This window comes from Varibaculum prostatecancerukia (genome assembly GCF_943169825.2).
Lineage (GTDB): Bacteria > Actinomycetota > Actinomycetes > Actinomycetales > Actinomycetaceae > Varibaculum > Varibaculum prostatecancerukia.
The window spans coordinates 1,234,599-1,254,149 of record NZ_OW968402.1 but is presented as its reverse complement, the minus strand read 5'-3'; the positions used below and the strand labels follow the sequence as shown (position 1 = coordinate 1,254,149).

Sequence of the window (19,551 nt, the reverse complement as noted above, 5' to 3'; positions counted from 1 at the left end):
AAACCCAATAGGAGAAGCCAAGTTGACTGATCTTAGTTCCTATCAGGAAAGTGATGAGGGCACTGACCGCCAAGGACGCTCCCAAGAGGATATTCCCTTAGCCCCGATGCCTCCGCGGCGTAAAGACCCGCAGGTTCCGGTGGCGAAACCCCCAGCAACTCCCGAAAGTGGCGAGGAAGAACGGCTGCAAAAAGTGCTAGCGGCTGCCGGGGTGGCATCTCGGCGTGCCTGCGAGAAACTCATAGTTTCTGGGCGGGTGAAAGTTAATGGGAAAGTAGTGCGCGAGTTGGGCACCAAGGTTAATCCCGAACAGGTAATGCTACATGTGGATGGACAGCTAGTGATGCTAGATGATTCCCGCGTGACTATCGCCCTAAATAAACCCACCGGGGTGGAATCATCCCTGCGGGGAGCCGCTAACGACCTCACCCAATTTTTGAACGACTATCCGGAACGCCTCTTCCATGTGGGCAGGTTAGACGTGGATACCTCGGGGCTCTTGCTGCTAACCAATGATGGTGAACTAGCCAACCGCCTCACCCATCCCTCCTGGGAAGTGCCGAAAACCTATTTGGCGACTGTAAAAGGCAAATTTACCGGGAAGACCGCGCAACAGTTGCGGGACGGAATCATGCTGGAGGACGGGTTTGCGCAGGCTGACCGGGTTTCTATCAAGGGTAACCACGGGGGATTAACTTTGGTGGAAATTGAGCTGCATCTGGGACGTAACCGGATTGTGAGGCGGATGTTTGCAGAAGTAGGAGCCTCGGTGATGGAACTATCCAGGATTGCGCACGGTACCGTAAAACTGGGGACTTTGCCCCTGGGGGCGACGCGCCGCCTTTCAAAGCCGGAGCTAAGCGTACTGATGAAGAGCGTAGACCTTTAGGCTGGAAAATATGGAGAACACAAAAGTTTCTGAGGAAAAGACGCAGGTAGGAACTACCGGACCGGTGTTGATTATCGGCGCTGGATTACTAGGGGCATCGCTCGGAATGCGCCTAAGCAAACTGGGAGTGCAAGTATTTTTACGAGATATTTATCCGGTAGTTAGTGCTCTGGCTTGCGATATGGGCGCAGGGCAAAAGTGGGAGGAAGGCTGCCCCGACCCCGCACTGGTAGTGGTGGCAACCCCGCCTGACGTGGCTGCGGAGCAAGTAATTGCTGCCCTAAAAGAGTTCCCTGCCGCCCTCGTTACTGACGTGGCCTCGGTAAAAAGCGTGATTCTAGAGGAAGTAGCGGAGGCAGGTGCCGACCTTTCCCGCTATATAGGCTCTCACCCGATGGCAGGGCGGGAACGCTCTGGCACTGCCTTTGCCCGCGAAGACCTGTTTGAATCTCGCCCCTGGGTGGTGGTTCCCAACGAAGAAACCGACCCGAGTGCAGTTTTAGCCATGCGTACTTTGGCATTAGATGTGGGTTCTATGCCGCTGCAACTAGACGCAGAAACTCATGACCAATCGGTGGCGTTAGTGTCCCATGTTCCCCAACTGGTTTCTTCCCTGCTGGCGGCCCAATTGGCGAAGGCACTGCCGGAATCTTTAGGGCTATCTGGTCAGGGCTTGCGGGATACCACCCGGATTGCTTCTTCTGATCCTGCCCTTTGGGCGGCTATTATCGCCGGTAACGCCGAACATATAGCGAAAGTGTTGCGAGGATTTGCCGATGATATGCAACAAGTCTTGTGCGCCCTCGAACATCCGGGAGCTGCTATCCCTTCACCCTCCTTAGTGGGGGCCGTAACTTTGGCTATGCGTCAAGGCAACTTGGGGGTGGCCCGTATTCCTGGTAAACACGGGGGAGCCCCGCGGCGCTACCAGGAAGTAATGGTTAAGGTACCTGATGAGGCGGGAACCTTGGGGCGGCTTTTCCAAGCAGTGGGCGATACCGGTATCAATATCGAGGATTTGGAGCTAGAACACTCGCCCGGGGCAGCTTTTGGGGTGGCGCGGCTAGCGATTGAACCCAACTCTGCGGCTTCGCTGGCAGAAAAACTGGAGGTAAAAGGCTGGGAAATCGTGTCTGCCTAGCAGGAAATCTCTAAATAGTAATGGGGAAGCTGTCCAAAAAGCTAACAAATAGCATATTATCGAAGGTATAAGGCGCTTTTTGGCAGCCGTAAATGACGTTTTCGGAAGGGTGTAAACGCTATGTCAGGTGACGGTTCACAATACGTAGGTCAGCAAATTCTGGGAGCTGGCCTGGTAATCGCCATTGATGGCCCCAGCGGGGCAGGTAAATCCACTATTGCCCGCCTATCTGCGGCGGAACTGGGTACCAACTTTTTGGATACCGGCGCCATGTATCGCGCCCTAACCTGGTATGCACTGCAAAAACATACAGACCTAAATGACACCGCGGCGCTAGCTATGTTGGCCTACTCGATACCCATGCAGGTAGAAGCAGTCGCCCATGCCCCGCGTATCCTTATCGAGGGGCGCGATGTAACCCGTTTGCTTCGGGGCGAGGAAGTAACCCGCACAGTTAGCCGGGTCAGCGCGGTGCCTGAGGTGCGCGAGCAGATGATTGCCCGCCAGCGTCAGATTATTGAAGCTGCTAAAGCCTCTGGACGGGGGATTGTGGCTGAAGGACGGGACATCACCACCGTGGTGGCTCCGGATGCGGACGTTAAAATCTTGTTGACCGCCTCCCCACAGGTGCGCGAGCAACGCCGCGCCCGGCAGCTGGGGGCAGGCAGCGATTCGGTAGCCGAGCGTGACTTCGCGGACTCGCAGGTAAACAACTTCACTACTCCCGCTCCCGGAGTTGAGCTGCTAGATTCCTCCGACCTGGACGAACAAGAAACTATGGAAGCCGTAGTCGCGATTGTAGGGCGGGCTTTCCAGGCTCGTCAGGGCTAAGCTTTCGCCAAAGCCCCCTGCTCTCACCTAAACTTGAGGGCGTGAGTGAAGATCTAAAGCCCGAAGATTCGGCGGATATCCTTAGTGAAATTCAGCTACAAGACGATGACTATGAATTGTTGGATGCTGAAAACCCTGCCGAACAGCACCAAGACTTAGGTGCCCTCCCGGTTGTAGCCGTTATTGGGCGTCCGAATGTTGGTAAGTCAACCCTGGTTAACCGGATTTTAGGTCGGCGCGCGGCCGTAGTACAAGATCAGCCGGGAGTAACCCGAGATCGGGTGCGATACCCGGCGCAGTGGGCGGGAACAGATTTCCAGTTGTTAGATACCGGTGGTTGGGAACTGGGAGTCAAAGGCCTTGATCAGATGGTAGCTGCTCAAGCCGAGGCCTCGATTCATCTGGCCGATGTGGTGCTATTTGTAGCCGATGCGCAGGTGGGTGCCACCGAAACTGATATGCAGATTGCCCGTATCCTGCAACGCTGCGATAAGCCGGTAATTTTGGTCGCTAATAAAGTTGATTCTTCACGCGGTGAGGCGGACGCCACCGCCCTTTGGTCCCTAGGTTTAGGGGAGCCGTTCCCGCTATCTGCCTTGCATGGTCTCGGCAGCGGCGATTTACTGGACAAACTAGTGGCGTTGCTACCGGAAAAATCTCAGTTTTCGAAGGCGCTTCCTGAGGGGAGTCCCGGGCGGGTGGCGCTGATTGGACGCCCGAACGTGGGCAAATCATCCCTGCTTAACGCTTTGGCAGGTTCGCAGCGGGTAGTGGTAAATGATTTGGCGGGTACTACTCGCGATCCGGTAGATGAGGTGATCGAGATTGCCGGGGTGCCTTGGACCTTTGTTGATACCGCCGGGATTCGCCGCCGGATGCTAAAAAGTCGGGGCGCTGACTTTTATGCCTCTTTGCGTACCCAGGCGGCCATCGAGGAAGCGGATGTGGCTATGGTGTTGCTCGATGCTTCGCAAGAACTAGCTAGCGCCGATATTAGAATTATTGAGCAAGTTATTTCTGCGGGTAGAGCCCTGGTTTTGGTGAACAATAAATGGGATTTGCTAGATGAAGAACGCCGCCACGACTTAGAACGCGAATGGGAACTGCAGCTTTCTCATGTGGATTGGGCTCCCCGGATCAACCTTTCAGCCAAAACTGCTTGGCACACCAATCGGATTCAAGGAGCGCTAGCGCAGGCACTTGCTGGTTGGCGAACCCGGATTTCTACCAGTGAACTAAATAGTTTCTTGGGGCGCTTAGTGGCCGAACATCCCCATCCGGTGAGGGGAGGAAAACAGCCGCGGATTATGTTCGCCACCCAGGTTTCGGCGGCGCCTCCCCGGTTCGTGTTCTTTACTACCGGATTCTTAGATCCCTCTTATCGCCGGTTTATTGAACATCGCTTGCGTGAACAGTACGGTTTTACCGGCAGCCCCATCCAGATTTCGGTACGGGTACGCGAACGCCGCAAGCGTTCCTAGGATTTGAGGGAAAGTAATCAAAAGCAATTGGTAAAACCCCGCTATAGCGGGGTTAAGCACCTTATTAGTACCTCGAGTGGGACTCGAACCCACATGTCCGGTGAAGGACGGCGGATTTTGAATCCGCTGCGTCTACCAATTCCGCCATCGAGGCTTTTCTGTAACGCTGTAAAGCGCGACGGGTTTCAGTCTAATATAGACACGTGGGAACTTCGAAATCTAATGCAAAGAAAGAACAGAACACGGCGCGCAAAGTGCTGGTAGCTGAGGATGAAACCCTGATTCGGCTGGATATTGTGGAAACACTCACCGAAGCCGGTTATGAGGTGGTAGCCGAAGCCGGAGACGGGGAGGCCGCCTATCAGGCAGCACTCGAATACCAGCCTGACCTGTGCGTTATGGACGTGAAAATGCCGAAAATGGACGGGATCACCGCTGCCGAGAAGATTTTGAAAGAAATCTCTTGCGCGGTAGTGATGCTCACCGCATTTTCGCAAAAAGAGTTGGTGGAGCGGGCCCGTGATGCTGGCGCCATGGCCTATGTGGTGAAACCCTTTACCCCCGCCGAGCTTTTACCGGCGGTAGAAATCGCTATTTCCCGCCACAACGAAATCCAATCGCTGGAAAACGAAGTCGCTGACTTGCAAGATCGCTTCGAAACCCGGAAATTGGTTGACCGCGCCAAAGGGCTGTTAATGGAAAATATGGAGATGAGCGAACCGGAAGCTTTCCGTTGGATTCAAACCACCTCCATGAATCGGCGTCTCAGCATGCGCGAAGTCGCCGAGGCAGTTATTGATCAGGTGGGTTAACGCTTACTGGGAGCAACCAAATCTTCCGGGGAACCCGGGGCGGCCTTTCGCTTAGGATAGTTCCTAGGAGGAACAGATGGTCGAAAAGAAAACTCTGCTAGTAATCGATGGGCATTCCGCCGCCTTCCGCGCGTTTTATGCCCTCGAACCCGAAAATTTCCGTACCCAAGAGGGGCAATATACCAACGCGGTGTTCGGGTTCTTGCGGATGCTAGTAAAAATGCTTCAGGACGAGCAACCCGATTATCTGGCAGTCGCTTTCGACGTCTCCCGGCATTCTTTCCGTACCGATGAATATCCTGAGTACAAGGCAGGACGCAAACCCACTCCGCCAGAGTTTTTAGGGCAGGTGGATCTGATTAAAGAAGCGCTTCGCCACTTGGGAGTCACCACTTTAGAACAAGAGAACATCGAGGCCGACGATATTTTAGCTACCCTCGCTACCCGGGGGGCAGCGGCCGGAATGCAGGTGCTGGTCGCTAGCGGAGATCGGGACACCTTCCAGTTATCAAACGAGCAGGTTACGGTACTTTATCCGTCCCGATCAATCACCGACTTAAAACGGATGACACCGCAGGCTATTGAAGATAAATACGGGGTGCCACCAAGCCGCTACCCGGAGATTGCCGCCTTGGTAGGGGAGAAAGCCGATAACTTGCCAGGTGTGCCAGGTGTTGGGGAGAAAACTGCTGCCGCCTGGATAAATAAATATGACGGCCTGACGGGAGTGATTGCCCATGCCGCCGATATTGGAGGCAAACGCGGAGAAGACCTGCGCGCTCACCTGGAGGAGGTTAAACGTAACCGGAAACTGAACGCTCTGCTGACCGACCTAGATTTAGGGCTAGAAGTTCAAGAACTGAGTTTTGGGAAAGCCGATGCCGAGCAGCTAGGCAAACTACTAGACAAGTTGCAGATCGGGCAGGGTACCCGCGGGGCTCTAGCTAGTATTCCTGCATTCGCCCTCGGAACTGAGCCTGCGAAAAAACGTCCCGAAGTTAAACTTATTGCCCAAAATAAGGCTGCTAACTGGATAAATGATCTTTCCGACCCCGTGGGGATCATAGTTGAAGGGGTTTCTGCTCCCGGGGAGGGCGACGCAGAGCAAATTACTATAGCCAGCGGTGATGAAGCGGTGAGCATTAATTTGATTGACGCTAGCCAGGCTGAAATTTCGGCATTGGAACGCCTACTAGAAAATCCGGACCAAGCAGTGTTTCATAACTGGAAGAGCGCTTGGCACGCCCTTAAAGGGGCGGGATTCCGGTTGGGGCTGCCCGCCTGGGACACTGAAATCGGAGGATACCTGATTGATCCTTCTGCCCGTTCCTACGATATTGAGGTTTTGAGCCAAAAAATGTTGGGGCACCCCCTGGAACTAGAGGAAAAAGAAGACAGCGGCCAGACCGCTCTAGATTTTTCTGGCACCTCCAATACCAAGACTGCCCAGGTGGCAGCCGTACTGCCCGAGATTGCTCATGCCGAACAGCAAAAACTATCCGCGGGTAGCGCCGAACATCTCTGGTTAGAGATGGAGCGGCCGATCGCCGAGATTCTGGCGCGGATGGAAGATACCGGAATCGCAGTATCCGACCAGGTTCTGGGAGATTTAGGCGATGATTTAAGGCGGCAAACCGAGGACGCTAAGCAGGCAGCCAGGAGCGAAGTAGACCGGCCGGAATTAAATCTTTCTAGCCCCAAACAGCTGCAAGAAGTCTTATTTGACCAGTTAGGAATGCCCAAGACCAAAAAGACTCGCACCGGTTACACCACGAATGCGGATGCCTTGGAATGGCTTTTTAGTAAAACCCAGCATCCTTTCTTGCAGTATTTGTTGGCGCACCGCGACTCCATAAAGCTTTTGCAGACTGTGGAAGGGTTACAAAAAGCGGTGCAAGCTGATGGACGGATTCACACCACTTTCAAGCAAACCGTGACTGCTACCGGGCGGCTTTCCTCTGCCGATCCGAACCTGCAGAATATTCCGGTACGCTCCGATACTGGGCAACGTATCCGGGAGGCCTTCGTTAGTGGTCAGGGCTTCGAGAATCTGATGAGCGTGGACTATTCCCAGATTGAGATGCGGGTAATGGCGCATATGTCGGGCGATCAAGATTTGATTGCTGCCATTAGTACCGGTGAAGATCTGCACCGCACCATGGCGGCAATGATTTTTGGGATACCGGCCGAGCAGGTTGATGACCAGATGCGTTCACAGGTAAAAGCGACTTCCTACGGTTTGGCGTACGGCTTGTCCGCCTATGGCTTGGCGAATCAGCTGCGTATTCCGCAAAAGGAAGCTGAAAAACTGATGGAAAGTTACTTCCAGCGTTTCGGGAAAGTACGCAGTTATTTGCATCAGATTGTAGAGCAGGCGCGCGAGCGGGGCTATACCGAAACTATGCAGGGACGGCGCCGTCAACTGCCCGATTTGAAGAGCCGTAATCACACTTTGCGGCGGATGGCTGAACGCGCTGCCCTTAATGCCCCCATCCAGGGTACGGCTGCCGATTTGATGAAGCAGGCGATGATTCGGGTTGATGAACAATTAAAGGCGAAGAAACTTTCCTCGCGGGTACTCTTGCAGATTCATGACGAGTTGATTTTAGAGGTGGCGGTCGGGGAGGAAACCCAGCTGAGCGCCTTGGTAGAGGACGCCATGTGCCACGCCGCCCAGTTAGCAGTTCCCCTAGTAGTCGGTATCGGGGTAGGCGGAAATTGGCGGAGCGCCGCTCACTAGCGAAATATTTTTTGCGGTAAAAGGGGAGCGAATCCGGGAAGGCCTGGGCTCGTCCTCGACACCTGAAAACACTGTGTAATCGGATACAATTTGCGAAAATCCGCTCCGCAAGGGCTTTTTGAGTTGGAGCTGAAAGGGTTTTTGCTGATAGGCTCAACAAGGCTGCTTGAAAGAGTAGCCAAATTGTCCATATTGTCTATTAAGTCCGTTTTGGAGAAATTATCTCTATGACCACCTCTAATGAGCAACTCGAGCAAGTTGCCGTAAATGATATCGGTTCACAAGAAGAACTACTTGCTGCAATCGATAAAACTATTAAGTACTTTGGCGATGGCGACATCGTTACCGGTACTGTCGTGCGGGTCGACCGCGATGAAGTCCTACTAGATATCGGTTACAAAACCGAGGGCGTCATCCTTTCCCGCGAACTATCCATCAAACATGATGTGAGCCCCGAAGACGTTGTCCAGGTGGGCGACGAAATCGAAGCCCTGGTGCTGCAGAAAGAAGATAAAGAAGGCCGCTTACTGCTTTCGAAGAAGCGCGCCCAATACGAGCGTGCCTGGGGCGATGTCCAGAAGATTAAGGAAGCTGACGGCGTAGTCACCGGCAAGGTGATTGAGGTGGTCAAGGGCGGCCTAATCTTGGATATCGGTCTGCGTGGGTTCTTGCCGGCTTCCCTAGTGGAAATGCGCCGCGTGCGTGACCTCGCTCCCTATATCGGGCGCGAACTGGACGCCAAGATTATTGAGCTGGATGAAAACCGCAATAACGTGGTGCTGTCTCGTCGTGCCTGGTTGGAGCAAACCCAGGCGGAAGTACGCACCCAGTTCCTGGATACCTTGCAAAAGGGTCAGATTCGTTCCGGCGTGGTTTCCTCGATCGTCAACTTCGGTGCGTTCGTGGATCTGGGCGGAGTAGACGGCCTGGTGCACGTATCCGAACTTTCCTGGAAGCATATCGATCACCCCTCCGAAGTGGTGGAAGTCGGTCAGGAAGTCTCCGTCGAGGTTCTGGATGTGGATATGGATCGCGAACGGGTTTCGCTGTCCTTGAAGGCCACTCAGGAAGATCCGTGGCAGACCTTCGCTCGCACCCACGCCATTGGGCAGGTTGTGCCGGGCAAAGTTACCAAACTGGTTCCCTTTGGCGCCTTTATTCGGGTCGAGGACGGTATCGAAGGTTTGGTGCATATCTCTGAATTGGCACAGCGCCACGTAGAGGTACCGGAACAGGTTGTTAAAGTCGGGTCCGAAGTATTCGTCAAGGTTATTGACATTGATTTGGATCGCCGCCGGATTTCACTGTCGCTTAAGCAGGCTAATGAGGGCGTTGACCCCAACACCTCCGAGTTTGATCCTTCGCTGTACGGCATGACCGCCGAATACGATGAAGAGGGCAACTACAAATACCCCGAAGGCTTCGATCCGGAAACCAATGAATGGATGGAAGGCTACGAGGCGCAGCGTGAAGCTTGGGAGGAAGAATACGCCCAGGCAGAAGCCCGCTGGAAGGCGCACAAGGAACAGGTGGCTAAGGCTCTGGAAGCCGACACTGAAGCCGCCAATACCCGCCCCGATCCCGCGGAGAACGCCAGCTACTCCACCGAGAGTGAAGACTCCGAAGGCACTTTGGCTTCCGATGAAGCCCTAGCTGCTCTTCGCGAGAAGCTAACCGGTGAATAGCGGCAAGTTGTAGCTCTAACCAAGAGCTGTGGCGCTTAACTTTCAGGGTGGGCAGAAGCAAAAATGCTTCTGCCCACCCTTTTTATTTGTCCGGAAACATTTGGGATTTTTCTATCTTCCACTTTGCTGAGCGCACCCCTGATAGCGTGAAACTATGAATCATTCGCCAGGTAACGATGACGAGGGAAGCAAAACCGGGAACTTGCACTTCAGCTCGCAACATCCAAGTCCCTATGGACCCCCAGGGCGGGTGATACCAGCAAGGCAGCCGGGCACTTCCACCCCGTTGCCGGCTTCCCCGCCGCATTTGGCGGGACAAGCTACCGGCATGCAGCCGGCTCCGGTGTCTCCTGCAGCTTTACCGGGGGCGATCCCTGCAACATACCCGCATGTAAATCCCGCTTGTGGTGCTAACTCCGGGGCTAGCGGTAACCCGAATCTAGTGGGGCAGAAAACTTCTTCGGCGCATAATGGTGCCGTTATGTTAATCGTAATCGGGATTGTAATCGCGGTAGCGTACCTGGCTTTTTTACTTTTCATACTGGTAAAAACCCATTTCATGGCGCTGCCTACTTCATTTGCCCTGCCGGTTTCAATCATCACTCTCGCGGAACACCTGGGGAATATTACCTCAGGTCTATGGTGAGCCGGTTTTTGGTAGGTGAATGGCGATGAAAACTAAGCAAGTTTCCGCTGCTGCCAGCGCAAAGGGGCGCTTGGTGATGCGTCTGTTAGCGGTGCTAGTGACTTTGGTGCTGATTGATCTGGCGCTAACTGTGTACTTGTTTGTGCTTTCCGGCGACAGCGGCAAACTGGGATCGGTGCTGACCAAGGCAAAAACACCCACCGTTTCCACTGTGGTAGAGGTACATAAGCAGATAAAAGAGGATTCGTTTACGCCTTACGTAGTTACTGAATCTAGTCCGGCAGTAATAGTGAAGGAAAGCCTAGATATCTGGCTAATTTTTATTACTAGCGAAGGGCCTAGTGCCCAGCCTCTATCTTTGGATGGGAAAGTAAAAGGGGAACCAATTAGTCTGCCTGCCTGCGATAATGGTTTGGCGCAACCCTATGAGGTATTCGGCGGTCAGATAGTTTGTAAAGGTGCGCTAGGGGAGAAGGAAAATACCCCGGCAGCTGCCGCTAAAACCGGCAATTGCGCAGGCGAGGTAATTTATCGAGATAGCCAAGTAACGGTGTGCGCCGAGCCTACCGCTAAGCAGGCTAAAACGGTTAGTTATCTGCAAAAAGGCAAGACTATCTGGAAAACTAGCCTGCAGGGGCAACCCGCCTTGGCAGCCAATAGTAAATCTATTTGGGCTACGCGTACCACCGATAGTAAGGGGAAGATCAGTTACCAAAGATTTGATGTTCCCGGGGCGCCGGATCCGGGCAGTGAAAAGCCTGTCGGTTGGGATGCAATCAAGAAGGTAGATTTCCAGAATATTGATATCGCCAATGCCAAGGGAGAGGCGCGCAAACTTACCGATGGCAGGTTCAAGGAGTCGCCAGACCCCAATCGTTATATAGGCCTAGCCGTCGGCGTTAGACAAAACGATAAGGTGTATGCCGATATCAATGGTGATGGCTACCTCGATTTTGCTCAGGTTATCTATCATCAGGACGTCGGGGGACAAATGCCCGAAGGTGATCAGGGGGAATACACCTATCAGGGGGTAGTGGAGCGGATTCTAGTGTGGATTTGGGATCCCCAAGGTCAAAAACCAAAGTTGATGGATTCTCCTTTGACCTCTCCAACTAATGGCCCATTTTGTGGTGGAGGAGGCAGTACCGGAAATCTCTTCGCGGTTGATTTATCTGCGGCGGAAGGCCTGGGGTTAAAAGTTAAATATCTTTACAGTGACTCTAACTGGAATGACGTTACCATCGGCGGAAGAGATATGGGACAGCTAACCGAAGTGTCCCGAAATGAAGAAACGGAATATCGGGTAGTTAAGGACAACTTGGTGAGAATGCTCGATGGAAGTTATACCGCAGTATTACCCCCGGAAGCCTGTATTGAACTAACAGAATCTGCTTTTCCCTTGGAAGAAGTTCCGGATTTGTTGCCCTTTCCGGGTGCGGATTCCTCCCTGGCGGTTTCACCCGAAAGGTTTAAGGACTCCGGTTACTACTGGGATGCGATTTGGAAAGACTCCCAAGGAAACATATTGTGGTATGCCTTTGATGATTACAAACACAACTATGTGCTGGGCTGGGAAAAGTGAAACCCCCCAATCGCTAAAGCAATATCCGCTCCCCGGTAGAAGCAGATTTAGTTGCCTCTTATGGAACCTCGCTTGGGTGGAAGAGGAATCGCTGGGTAGGCTTAGGGCGTGAGTGAACTATTGATTTATCGCAACCCGGATCGGGGCGCGCGTTGGGCGGCAGCCTCGCCTACGAACGCCCTTTCGGTGGCGGTAACCGGTGGGATTGGCTCCGGTAAATCCACTACCGTGCATACTCTCAAAGCTCTGGGGGCAAAGACTTGCAGCGCCGACGAACTGGCGGGGCAGGCTCTGGAAGATTTAGCCCCCGATATTGCCCGCGCGTTTGACCATCCCGAATGGGAAAGCGGCGTTGACCGCAGTGCGCTAGCAGCTATCGTGTTTAATAATCCCGATGCTCGCCGCCTCTTAGAATCAATAACTCACCCCTATATTTCGTTTCTTTCTGACCGTTTCTTTGCTTCTCTCACTCCTGGAGATATCGGGATTTACGACATTCCGTTGCTAGCCGAGAATCCGAACGCGCGCGCTTTTGACGTGATTGTGGCAGTAAGCGCGCCCCTTAAGCAGCGTTACCAGCGCCTGCAAGAACGCTCCGGCTTAGAACCGGAACAGGTAGATGCCCGGATTGCGGCGCAAGCCAGCGAGGAAGAACGCCGCGCGATTGCCAACTTTGAGCTGGTTAATGATACTACCCGCGAAGATTTGCGGCGCACGATCGCCTCGGAGCTGTGGCCCGAGCTGCGCCGCCTGGCCAATGGCGACAGCGCGTAGAATCCCTCTATAAAAGCCAGAAGATTTCTGAGGCATCTGGTGTTGGCGCGGGCAGAGGTTTTTCCTCCGTAAATAGTTCAGAGATTTTTATTTTAGGTTTCCCGTTAGTGCCAGACTGCACTGGCAATATTTTTCTCGTATGCGCGGTTACGGGTTCAGGTTAGGCTTTACCGCTGGAACGCAAGGCGGCGCGGGCAAGGGTTTTATCCGAGTGGGCTAGGTGGGCGTAAAACTCGAAAAATATCTTTAGATTTTTTCGAGTTTTTGGGCAGGAGGAAAAACCCTTGCCCGTGAGGCTTGTTATCTGCGCACCGGAACACAGTTATCTCCAAGTAGCATAAAAACAAGAACCTATAGCTGCAGTCTGGGGCTAACTGGACGAGTACCCCGGGGTGGCTGCTAGATTAGGCGGGTGACAACTTTAGAAAAATCTGACAAATCTGTTCCCGCAAAGTCTGCAGTCCGCGATCAAGAGGATTCTTCACTAGTCCGCGGTGCCGCAACTTTTGCTCGCAGCCCGCGTGGTCTCTTTGATATTTGCGTTATTTTCTTTGTGGCATTCTTGCTGATCGCCAATATTTGCGCCACTAAGGCGATTCAACTGGGGCCGATTGTTTTTGATGGGGGAGCCATTACCTTCCCCCTCACCTACGTCCTGGGAGATGTGATTAGCGAAGTCTGGGGACTGCGCGCTGCAAAGCGTGCCATTTTGATGGGCTTCGTGATTTCCGTAATGGCCTCCCTGACCTTCTGGGTGGTGGGCATGCTCCCTCCCGAAGCCTCTTACCATAATAACGCTGCCTTCCAGAGCGTCCTGGGGTTTGTTCCCCGGATTGTAATCGCTTCTATGGCCGGTTACGTTCTGGGCAACTGGCTTAACGCCTACGTATTGGTGAAAATCAAGGAGCGTTGGGGCGAGGATAATCTCTGGGTGCGCCTAGTCACCTCCACCTTGGCAGGCGAACTGGTCGATTCCATCGTGTTTTGTACTATCGCATTTGGGGGAATCATGAGTTTCTCCCAGCTGCTAATCTATATTTTCCTCGGCGGCTACCTCTATAAATGCGCGGTGGAAATCCTCTGCCTGCCTTTCACCTATCTGGTTATTTCCCGGGTTAAGAAACATGAGGGGTACGGTCTTGACCTTCACTAAAGTAGCGGATCTGCCCGGAAGGCGGGGACGTGCGGGCATTATTCATACCCCGCATGGAGATATTCCCACCCCTGCCTTCATCCCGGTAGGCACCAAAGCCACTGTGAAAACGGTGCTGCCGGAAACCATGAAAGAGTTAGGGGCAGCGGCGATCCTCTCTAACGCCTATCACCTCTACCTGCAGCCGGGGCCTGAGGTTATTGACCAGGCAGGTGGGCTAGCTCGCTTTATGAACTGGGATGGCCCCACTTTTACCGACTCCGGCGGCTTCCAGGTGCTCTCCCTAGGTTCTGGCTATAAGAAAGTGCTTTCGGGCGAGTTCACCGGTTCGGGACGCGCCGACCATACGGTGGCAGACAAGAAGGAACGGCACGCCCATGTAGATGACGAGGGCGTTACTTTTCGCTCTCACCTGGATGGTTCCCAGCATCGGTTTACTCCCGAAGTTTCTATGCAGATTCAGCACCAGCTGGGCGCCGATATAATGATGGCCTTCGATGAGCTCACTACCTTGCTGAATTCTCGCGAATACCAGGTGGAATCCCTGGAGCGCACCCGGCGTTGGGCGGAGCGGTGCCTAGCCGAACATGAGCGCCTCACCCAGGAGCGTGCCGATAAGCCTTATCAGATGCTTTACGGGGTTATTCAAGGGGCACAATATGAAGATTTGCGGCGTAAAGCCTCCCGCGATTTGTCCGGGATGAAAGTGGCAGGACGCCGCTTTGACGGTTTTGGAATCGGGGGCGCTTTTGAGAAAGAAAACCTGGCCACCATTGTGGATTGGGTCTGCGAAGAACTCCCGGAAAATAAACCCCGCCACCTGCTAGGACTTAGCGAACCGGACGATATTTTTGCCGGGGTAGAGGCCGGGGCGGACACTTTTGACTGCGTGAATCCCTCCCGAATAGGGCGCAACGGCGGACTTTATGGGCGTTATGGGCGCTTTAACCTGACCCGCTCCGAATTTAAACGCGATTTCCGGGCTCCGGTGGCGGGCTGTAATTGTTACACCTGCAAGAACTATTCGATCGCCTACTTGCATCACCTGTTCAAAGCTAAAGAAATGTTGGGCTTTACCCTGGCGACCATCCACAATGAATACTTCACCGTCCAGCTGGTACGCGGGATTAGACAATCCATTATTGAGGGTGATTACCCGGCATATAAAGAGCGCGTCCTCGGCGATTTTTATGGGGGAGAGCCGCTGCGTTCCCACTGGGGATAATAGCAACCTGAGTTTAATCTATGACTTAGGTTGCACTTATCCATTTGAGGGTGTGTGTACGACTTTAATTTGAGAAAATATATCTGCAAAAATAAGTACCCTTACTGGCAGCAATCCTGCCGGAGGAGCTGAATAATTGATGTCTACTACCGTAGAGAATTCAACGGATAATGCGTGGCGCACTTTTGTCCAGGGGAAATGGAATAAAGAAATCGATGTACGCGATTTCATTCAAAAGAACTACACCCCCTACCAGGGCGACGCAGCTTTCTTAAGCGGACCGACCTCCAAAACCCAGAAACTCTGGCAAGCGCTAGAGGAAAACTATCTTTCAATAGAACGTCAAAAACGAGTCTTCGATGTTGACACCGACACTCCGGCTGATATTGATGCTTTCGGGCCCGGATACATTAGCGAAGAAGATGACGTAATCGTTGGTCTGCAAACCGATACCCCCTTAAAGCGAGCGATGATGCCCAACGGCGGATGGCGCATGGTCGAAACCGCGATTAAAGAAGCCGGAAAAGAAATCAATCCGGAAGTGAAAGAAATCTTTACTCGTTACCGCAAAACCCATAACGACGCGGTATTTGATATTTACACTCCTCGAATTCGGGCGGCTCGATCTTCCCACATCATCACCGGTCTGCCCGATGCCTATGGACGCGGCCGGATTATCGGTGACTATCGACGTGTCGCCCTATACGGGGTAGACCAGCTAATCGCTTGGAAACAGGATGATAAAGACAAAGTTGCCGACAAACCTTTTAGTGAACATTGGGCGCGCTACCGGGAAGAACACTCCGAGCAGATCAAGGCGCTGAAGAAGTTAAAAACCATGGCTGCCAGCTACGGTTTCGATATTTCTGGCCCGGCAAAGAACGCTAAAGAGGCTGTGCAATGGACTTATTTCGGCTACTTGGCCGCGGTAAAGAGCCAAGACGGAGCCGCCATGTCCATTGGCCGCCTTTCCGCTTTCTTCGACTGCTACTTTGAACGTGATTTCGCGGAAGGCACCCTAGATGAACAGGGCGCCCAAGAAATCATTGACGCCCTGGTAGTTAAACTGCGGATTGTGCGATTCCTACGTACCGAAGCCTATGACCAAATCTTTTCCGGTGACCCCTACTGGGCTACCTGGTCAGATGCGGGTTTCGGGGAGGACGGACGCACCCTCGTTACCAAAACCTCCTTCCGGCTTTTGCAGACCCTAATAAATTTGGGGCCGGCACCCGAACCCAATATCACTATTTTCTGGTCCCCGCGTTTGCCGGAAGGCTATAAAGAGTTCTGCGCGAAGATTTCCATCGAAACTTCCTCTATCCAATATGAAGCCGATGATCAGATTCGCCGCCAGTGGGGCGATGACGCTGCCATTGCCTGTTGCGTTTCCCCCATGAGAGTCGGTAAACAAATGCAGTTCTTCGGCGCGCGGGTAAACGCGGCTAAAACCCTGCTTTACGCGATTAACGGTGGACGCGACGAAGTAACCGGCAAGCAAGTAGTGCCCGGATATGAAGGTATCGTTGGCGACGGTCCCCTGGACTTCAATGATGTGTGGGAACGTTACGAGAAAATGTTGGACTGGGTGGTGGGCACCTATGTGGAGGCGCTCAACATTATTCACTACTGTCATGACCGTTACGCCTACGAATGCCTAGAGATGGCTCTGCATGACAGCGATATCGTACGTACCATGGGCTGCGGAATCGCGGGACTATCGATTGTGGCGGACTCCCTATCGGCTATCAAATACGCCAAGGTCACCCCGGTACGTGACGAAACCGGCTTGGTGGTGGACTACCACACCGAAGGGGACTTCCCCTGCTACGGAAACGACGATGACCGCGTCGATGACATCGCGGCCACCATCGTGCACACGGTAATGGCAAAGATTAAAGAAATTAAACTCTATCGGGATGCCATTCCAACCCAGTCGGTACTCACTATCACCTCCAATGTGGTTTACGGTAAAGCCACCGGGGCTTTCCCCTCCGGGCATGAGGCTGGAACCCCCTTTGCTCCCGGCGCCAACCCGGAAAATGGAATGGATTCGCATGGGATGCTGGCCTCGATGCTCTCGGTAGGCAAACTGGATTACCATGACGCGTTGGATGGTATTTCTTTGACCAACACCATCGTGCCCTCCTCGCTGGGACGAACCAAAGAGGAACAGATCCAGAACCTAGTGGGGATTATGGACGCCGGTTTCATTCCCCAAGACTCTTCCTACTGAAAACTCTCTGCCTGCAGCAGCACCTGGTGCTTTTATAAGGCGTAAACGCAGCCGGTTAGGGCAGAAATAGAACTAGAAATAATCAAGAAACAAATAAAATAGGAGAAACCATGAGTGTAAAAACTTTCGATGAGCGGCTCGCTTCCATGAAAGCCAATCGCGAAGCACGCGGAGGAGTCCAAGGCCTCTACCACGCTAATATCAACGTGCTAAATCGCGACACTTTAGAAGATGCAATGAAAAACCCGGAAAAATACCCCCAGCTAACGGTGCGGGTTTCCGGCTATGCAGTTAACTTTGTGAAGCTAACTCGCGAACAACAGCTAGACGTTATTTCCCGTACTTTCCATAACCAACTCTAAAATTTAAATATTGGTGCCGGGCGGGTATCTTCCTTCTGCAAGGAGATGCCCGCCCTCACCATAAATAGAATCGAGTATTCACCAAAGGAAACAGACAAGGCGGGGCTAATGGAAATAACTGGCGGTGCCGAAAATATCAGCGTCAGTGCTGATGGGATTACCGGAGAATATGCTCCCGAGCCGTTAGAAGAGCAAGTTCCTCGTACGCGCGGTTCCGGTTTAGGAGCGCTAAGAGAAGCCCCCGAGATGAGCCACTCCCAGCACAACCAGGCTGTCCGCGAAGGCAATCTAGCTTCAGTGCACTCCTGGGAACTGGTGACTGCCGTAGACGGCCCCGGTACCCGAATGACCCTGTTTTTATCTGGCTGCCCCCTGCGCTGCCAGTACTGCCACAACCCGGATACTTTCCAGATGCGTTCTGGTCATGCAGTCACCCTTGCCGATGTGTTTAAGCTGGTAAAACGCTATCGTGCTATTTTTAAGGTCACCGGAGGGGGACTGACTATTTCTGGGGGCGAAGCCTTAATGCAGGTGAATTTTGTGCAAAACCTGCTGCGACGCTGTCACCAGGAAGGTATCCATACTTGCCTCGACACTTCGGGATTCTTAGGTGCCAATCTGGCCGATGCTGATTTAAAGAATCTGGATTTAGTGCTCTTGGATGTCAAAAGTGGAGACGAAGCCACCTACAACCAAGTGACTGGACGCGCCCTTGCCCCTACGATTACTTTTGGCGATCGTTTAGCTGAAGCCAAAGTCCCGGTGTGGGTGCGTTTCGTGTTGGTTCCTGGGCTAACCGATGACCCAGAAAATATTGCGAAAGTAGCACAGATTGCCCAGCGTTGGCCAAACCTGGAACGCCTCGAGATCTTACCGTTCCATCAGATGGCTCGGGACAAATGGGAAAATCTGGGCTTGGACTATCAACTAGCAGACACCCCGGTGCCTACTAAAGAACAGGTAGAGGCAGCGAAACAGATCATGCGCGAACAAGGTATCCAACAGGTGTTTTCTTCCTAAACCACTGTTTCCCTAACGTGGGGGAAGAAAACGCCAATCCTCGTGGCTCATTTTCCCCAAGTCAAAGTGGGCAAGGAACTCTTTGGCAGTTTTGGCGGGCGGGAAACCCAGGGAAGTAGCCAGCATCGAAATCACTTGCGGGCTTTCAATTCCGCAGGCGCGCAGCTGCTCTAAAGTCACCGCTCCATCCCGTTTAGCTAGCCGCTCTCCTTTTTGATTCAGCACCAGAGGAACATGCACCCAGTTGGGCGGGATAGACCCTAATAGCTGATGTAAATAGTTCTGCCGGGCAACCGAAGAAAGCAAATCCCGGCCGCGGCACACCTGGGAGACCCCTTGATAGGCATCATCAACTACGCAAACAAAGTTATAGGAAAACACCCCATCGGAGCGGCGTAGCACGAAATCATCAACCACCCCGGTCTGCGGCCCGTAAACCGCGTCCGTGAAGGTCAAAGTTTCTTGGTTGCTGCGCAGGCGAAGAGCGGGGCCGCGTCCTACTTTTGAAAGTTCTTCCCGCTTCCCGGCGCGCTCGGCCGGGGTGAGGTCGCGGCAATAGCCCGGATATGCTCCCGGAGGAGTATGCGGGGCCGAAGCAACTTGCGATAGTTCCCGGCGCGAACAATAACATTCATAAACCAGCCCCTCCGCTTTAAGCTGCGCAAACACCTCCTCATAGCGCCCGATACAACTTGATTGCACCAAAGGTTCCCCGTCCCAATCAATCCCCAAGGCCGCTAAATCTCTAAGTTGTAGGGCGCGGAAAGGATCACGCGAGCGGGCATCTAAATCCTCAAAACGCAGCACGAAACGCCCGCCGCCTTGCCGAGACAGCGCCCACCCGATTAGGGCGGTGCGCAGATTCCCCAAATGCAAAGCGCCAGTAGGACTGGGCGCGTATCGACCAACGAGCGTAAAACTGCCCTCCGCTAGTAGGGTAAGTAGAAACGGCTTCATTTTAATCGCAATGAGCA

16 protein-coding genes and 1 tRNA gene are annotated in these 19,551 nt (G+C 53.3%); 15 read left to right on the top strand and 2 right to left on the bottom strand.

Annotated features, from left to right (window positions below):
• Positions 1 to 22: 22 nt before the first annotated feature.
• From KO216_RS05365 to der, 4 genes are all read left to right on the top strand, one after another.
• Positions 23 to 889, top strand: coding sequence for a pseudouridine synthase (locus KO216_RS05365; protein ID WP_251451885.1), 867 nt, complete (start codon positions 23 to 25; stop codon positions 887 to 889).
• A 10-nt stretch (positions 890 to 899) separates the two neighbouring features.
• Complete coding sequence (locus KO216_RS05360) at positions 900 to 2,030, top strand: prephenate dehydrogenase (RefSeq protein ID WP_215523254.1); 1,131 nt, start codon at positions 900 to 902, stop codon at positions 2,028 to 2,030.
• A gap of 120 nt (positions 2,031 to 2,150) precedes the next feature.
• Positions 2,151 to 2,861: a (d)CMP kinase gene (cmk, locus tag KO216_RS05355; RefSeq protein ID WP_215523253.1), complete on the top strand. Its 711-nt coding sequence runs from the start codon at positions 2,151 to 2,153 to the stop codon at positions 2,859 to 2,861.
• 41 nt (positions 2,862 to 2,902) lie between these two features.
• Complete coding sequence (gene der / locus KO216_RS05350) at positions 2,903 to 4,342, top strand: ribosome biogenesis GTPase Der (protein ID WP_251451882.1); 1,440 nt, start codon at positions 2,903 to 2,905, stop codon at positions 4,340 to 4,342.
• 68 nt (positions 4,343 to 4,410) lie between these two features.
• Here the strand turns inward: der and KO216_RS05345 are convergent.
• Positions 4,411 to 4,496, bottom strand: a tRNA-Leu gene (locus KO216_RS05345).
• 49 nt (positions 4,497 to 4,545) lie between these two features.
• Here KO216_RS05345 and KO216_RS05340 point away from each other — a divergent pair.
• The 11 genes from KO216_RS05340 to pflA all read left to right on the top strand — a co-directional run bounded on the left by KO216_RS05340 (position 4,546) and on the right by pflA (position 18,577).
• Complete coding sequence (locus tag KO216_RS05340) at positions 4,546 to 5,154, top strand: ANTAR domain-containing response regulator (RefSeq protein ID WP_215523252.1); 609 nt, start codon at positions 4,546 to 4,548, stop codon at positions 5,152 to 5,154.
• 76 nt (positions 5,155 to 5,230) lie between these two features.
• Entirely contained in the window at positions 5,231 to 7,894 is a 2,664-nt protein-coding gene (gene polA, locus KO216_RS05335; RefSeq protein WP_215523251.1) for a DNA polymerase I, read from the top strand.
• Positions 7,895 to 8,121: 227 nt separating this feature from the next.
• Complete coding sequence (gene rpsA / locus KO216_RS05330; protein WP_215523250.1) at positions 8,122 to 9,579, top strand: 30S ribosomal protein S1; 1,458 nt, start codon at positions 8,122 to 8,124, stop codon at positions 9,577 to 9,579.
• 154 nt (positions 9,580 to 9,733) lie between these two features.
• Positions 9,734 to 10,225, top strand: a complete 492-nt coding sequence (locus tag KO216_RS05325) for a hypothetical protein (RefSeq protein ID WP_215523249.1) — start codon at positions 9,734 to 9,736, stop codon at positions 10,223 to 10,225.
• Between the two features lie 25 nt (positions 10,226 to 10,250).
• On the top strand, positions 10,251 to 11,807 hold the full coding sequence (locus KO216_RS05320; protein ID WP_215523248.1) for a hypothetical protein: 1,557 nt from the start codon (positions 10,251 to 10,253) through the stop codon (positions 11,805 to 11,807).
• Between the two features lie 108 nt (positions 11,808 to 11,915).
• The gene (gene coaE, locus KO216_RS05315; protein WP_215523247.1) at positions 11,916 to 12,581 is read left to right on the top strand and encodes a dephospho-CoA kinase; all 666 of its coding nucleotides are present in this window, start codon (positions 11,916 to 11,918) and stop codon (positions 12,579 to 12,581) included.
• A gap of 412 nt (positions 12,582 to 12,993) precedes the next feature.
• On the top strand, positions 12,994 to 13,734 hold the full coding sequence (locus tag KO216_RS05310; protein WP_215523246.1) for a queuosine precursor transporter: 741 nt from the start codon (positions 12,994 to 12,996) through the stop codon (positions 13,732 to 13,734).
• Complete coding sequence (gene tgt / locus KO216_RS05305) at positions 13,706 to 14,959, top strand: tRNA guanosine(34) transglycosylase Tgt (protein ID WP_215523245.1); 1,254 nt, start codon at positions 13,706 to 13,708, stop codon at positions 14,957 to 14,959. Before KO216_RS05310 ends, tgt begins: the two co-directional genes overlap by 29 nt.
• 139 nt (positions 14,960 to 15,098) lie before the next feature.
• Positions 15,099 to 17,195 (top strand): formate C-acetyltransferase, encoded by a 2,097-nt coding sequence (pflB, locus tag KO216_RS05300; protein ID WP_215523244.1) that lies wholly within the window; start codon positions 15,099 to 15,101, stop codon positions 17,193 to 17,195.
• A gap of 110 nt (positions 17,196 to 17,305) precedes the next feature.
• Positions 17,306 to 17,557, top strand: a complete 252-nt coding sequence (grcA2, locus tag KO216_RS05295) for an autonomous glycyl radical cofactor GrcA2 (RefSeq protein ID WP_071128333.1) — start codon at positions 17,306 to 17,308, stop codon at positions 17,555 to 17,557.
• 108 nt (positions 17,558 to 17,665) lie between these two features.
• A complete protein-coding gene (gene pflA / locus KO216_RS05290) occupies positions 17,666 to 18,577 on the top strand; it encodes a pyruvate formate-lyase-activating protein (RefSeq protein WP_215523243.1) in 912 nt (303 codons plus the stop codon).
• Between the two features lie 12 nt (positions 18,578 to 18,589).
• On the opposite strand, the gene gluQRS is transcribed toward pflA, so the two are convergent.
• The gene (gluQRS, locus tag KO216_RS05285) at positions 18,590 to 19,534 is read right to left on the bottom strand and encodes a tRNA glutamyl-Q(34) synthetase GluQRS (RefSeq protein ID WP_215524060.1); all 945 of its coding nucleotides are present in this window, start codon (positions 19,532 to 19,534) and stop codon (positions 18,590 to 18,592) included.
• Between the last annotated feature and the right edge of the window lie 17 nt (positions 19,535 to 19,551).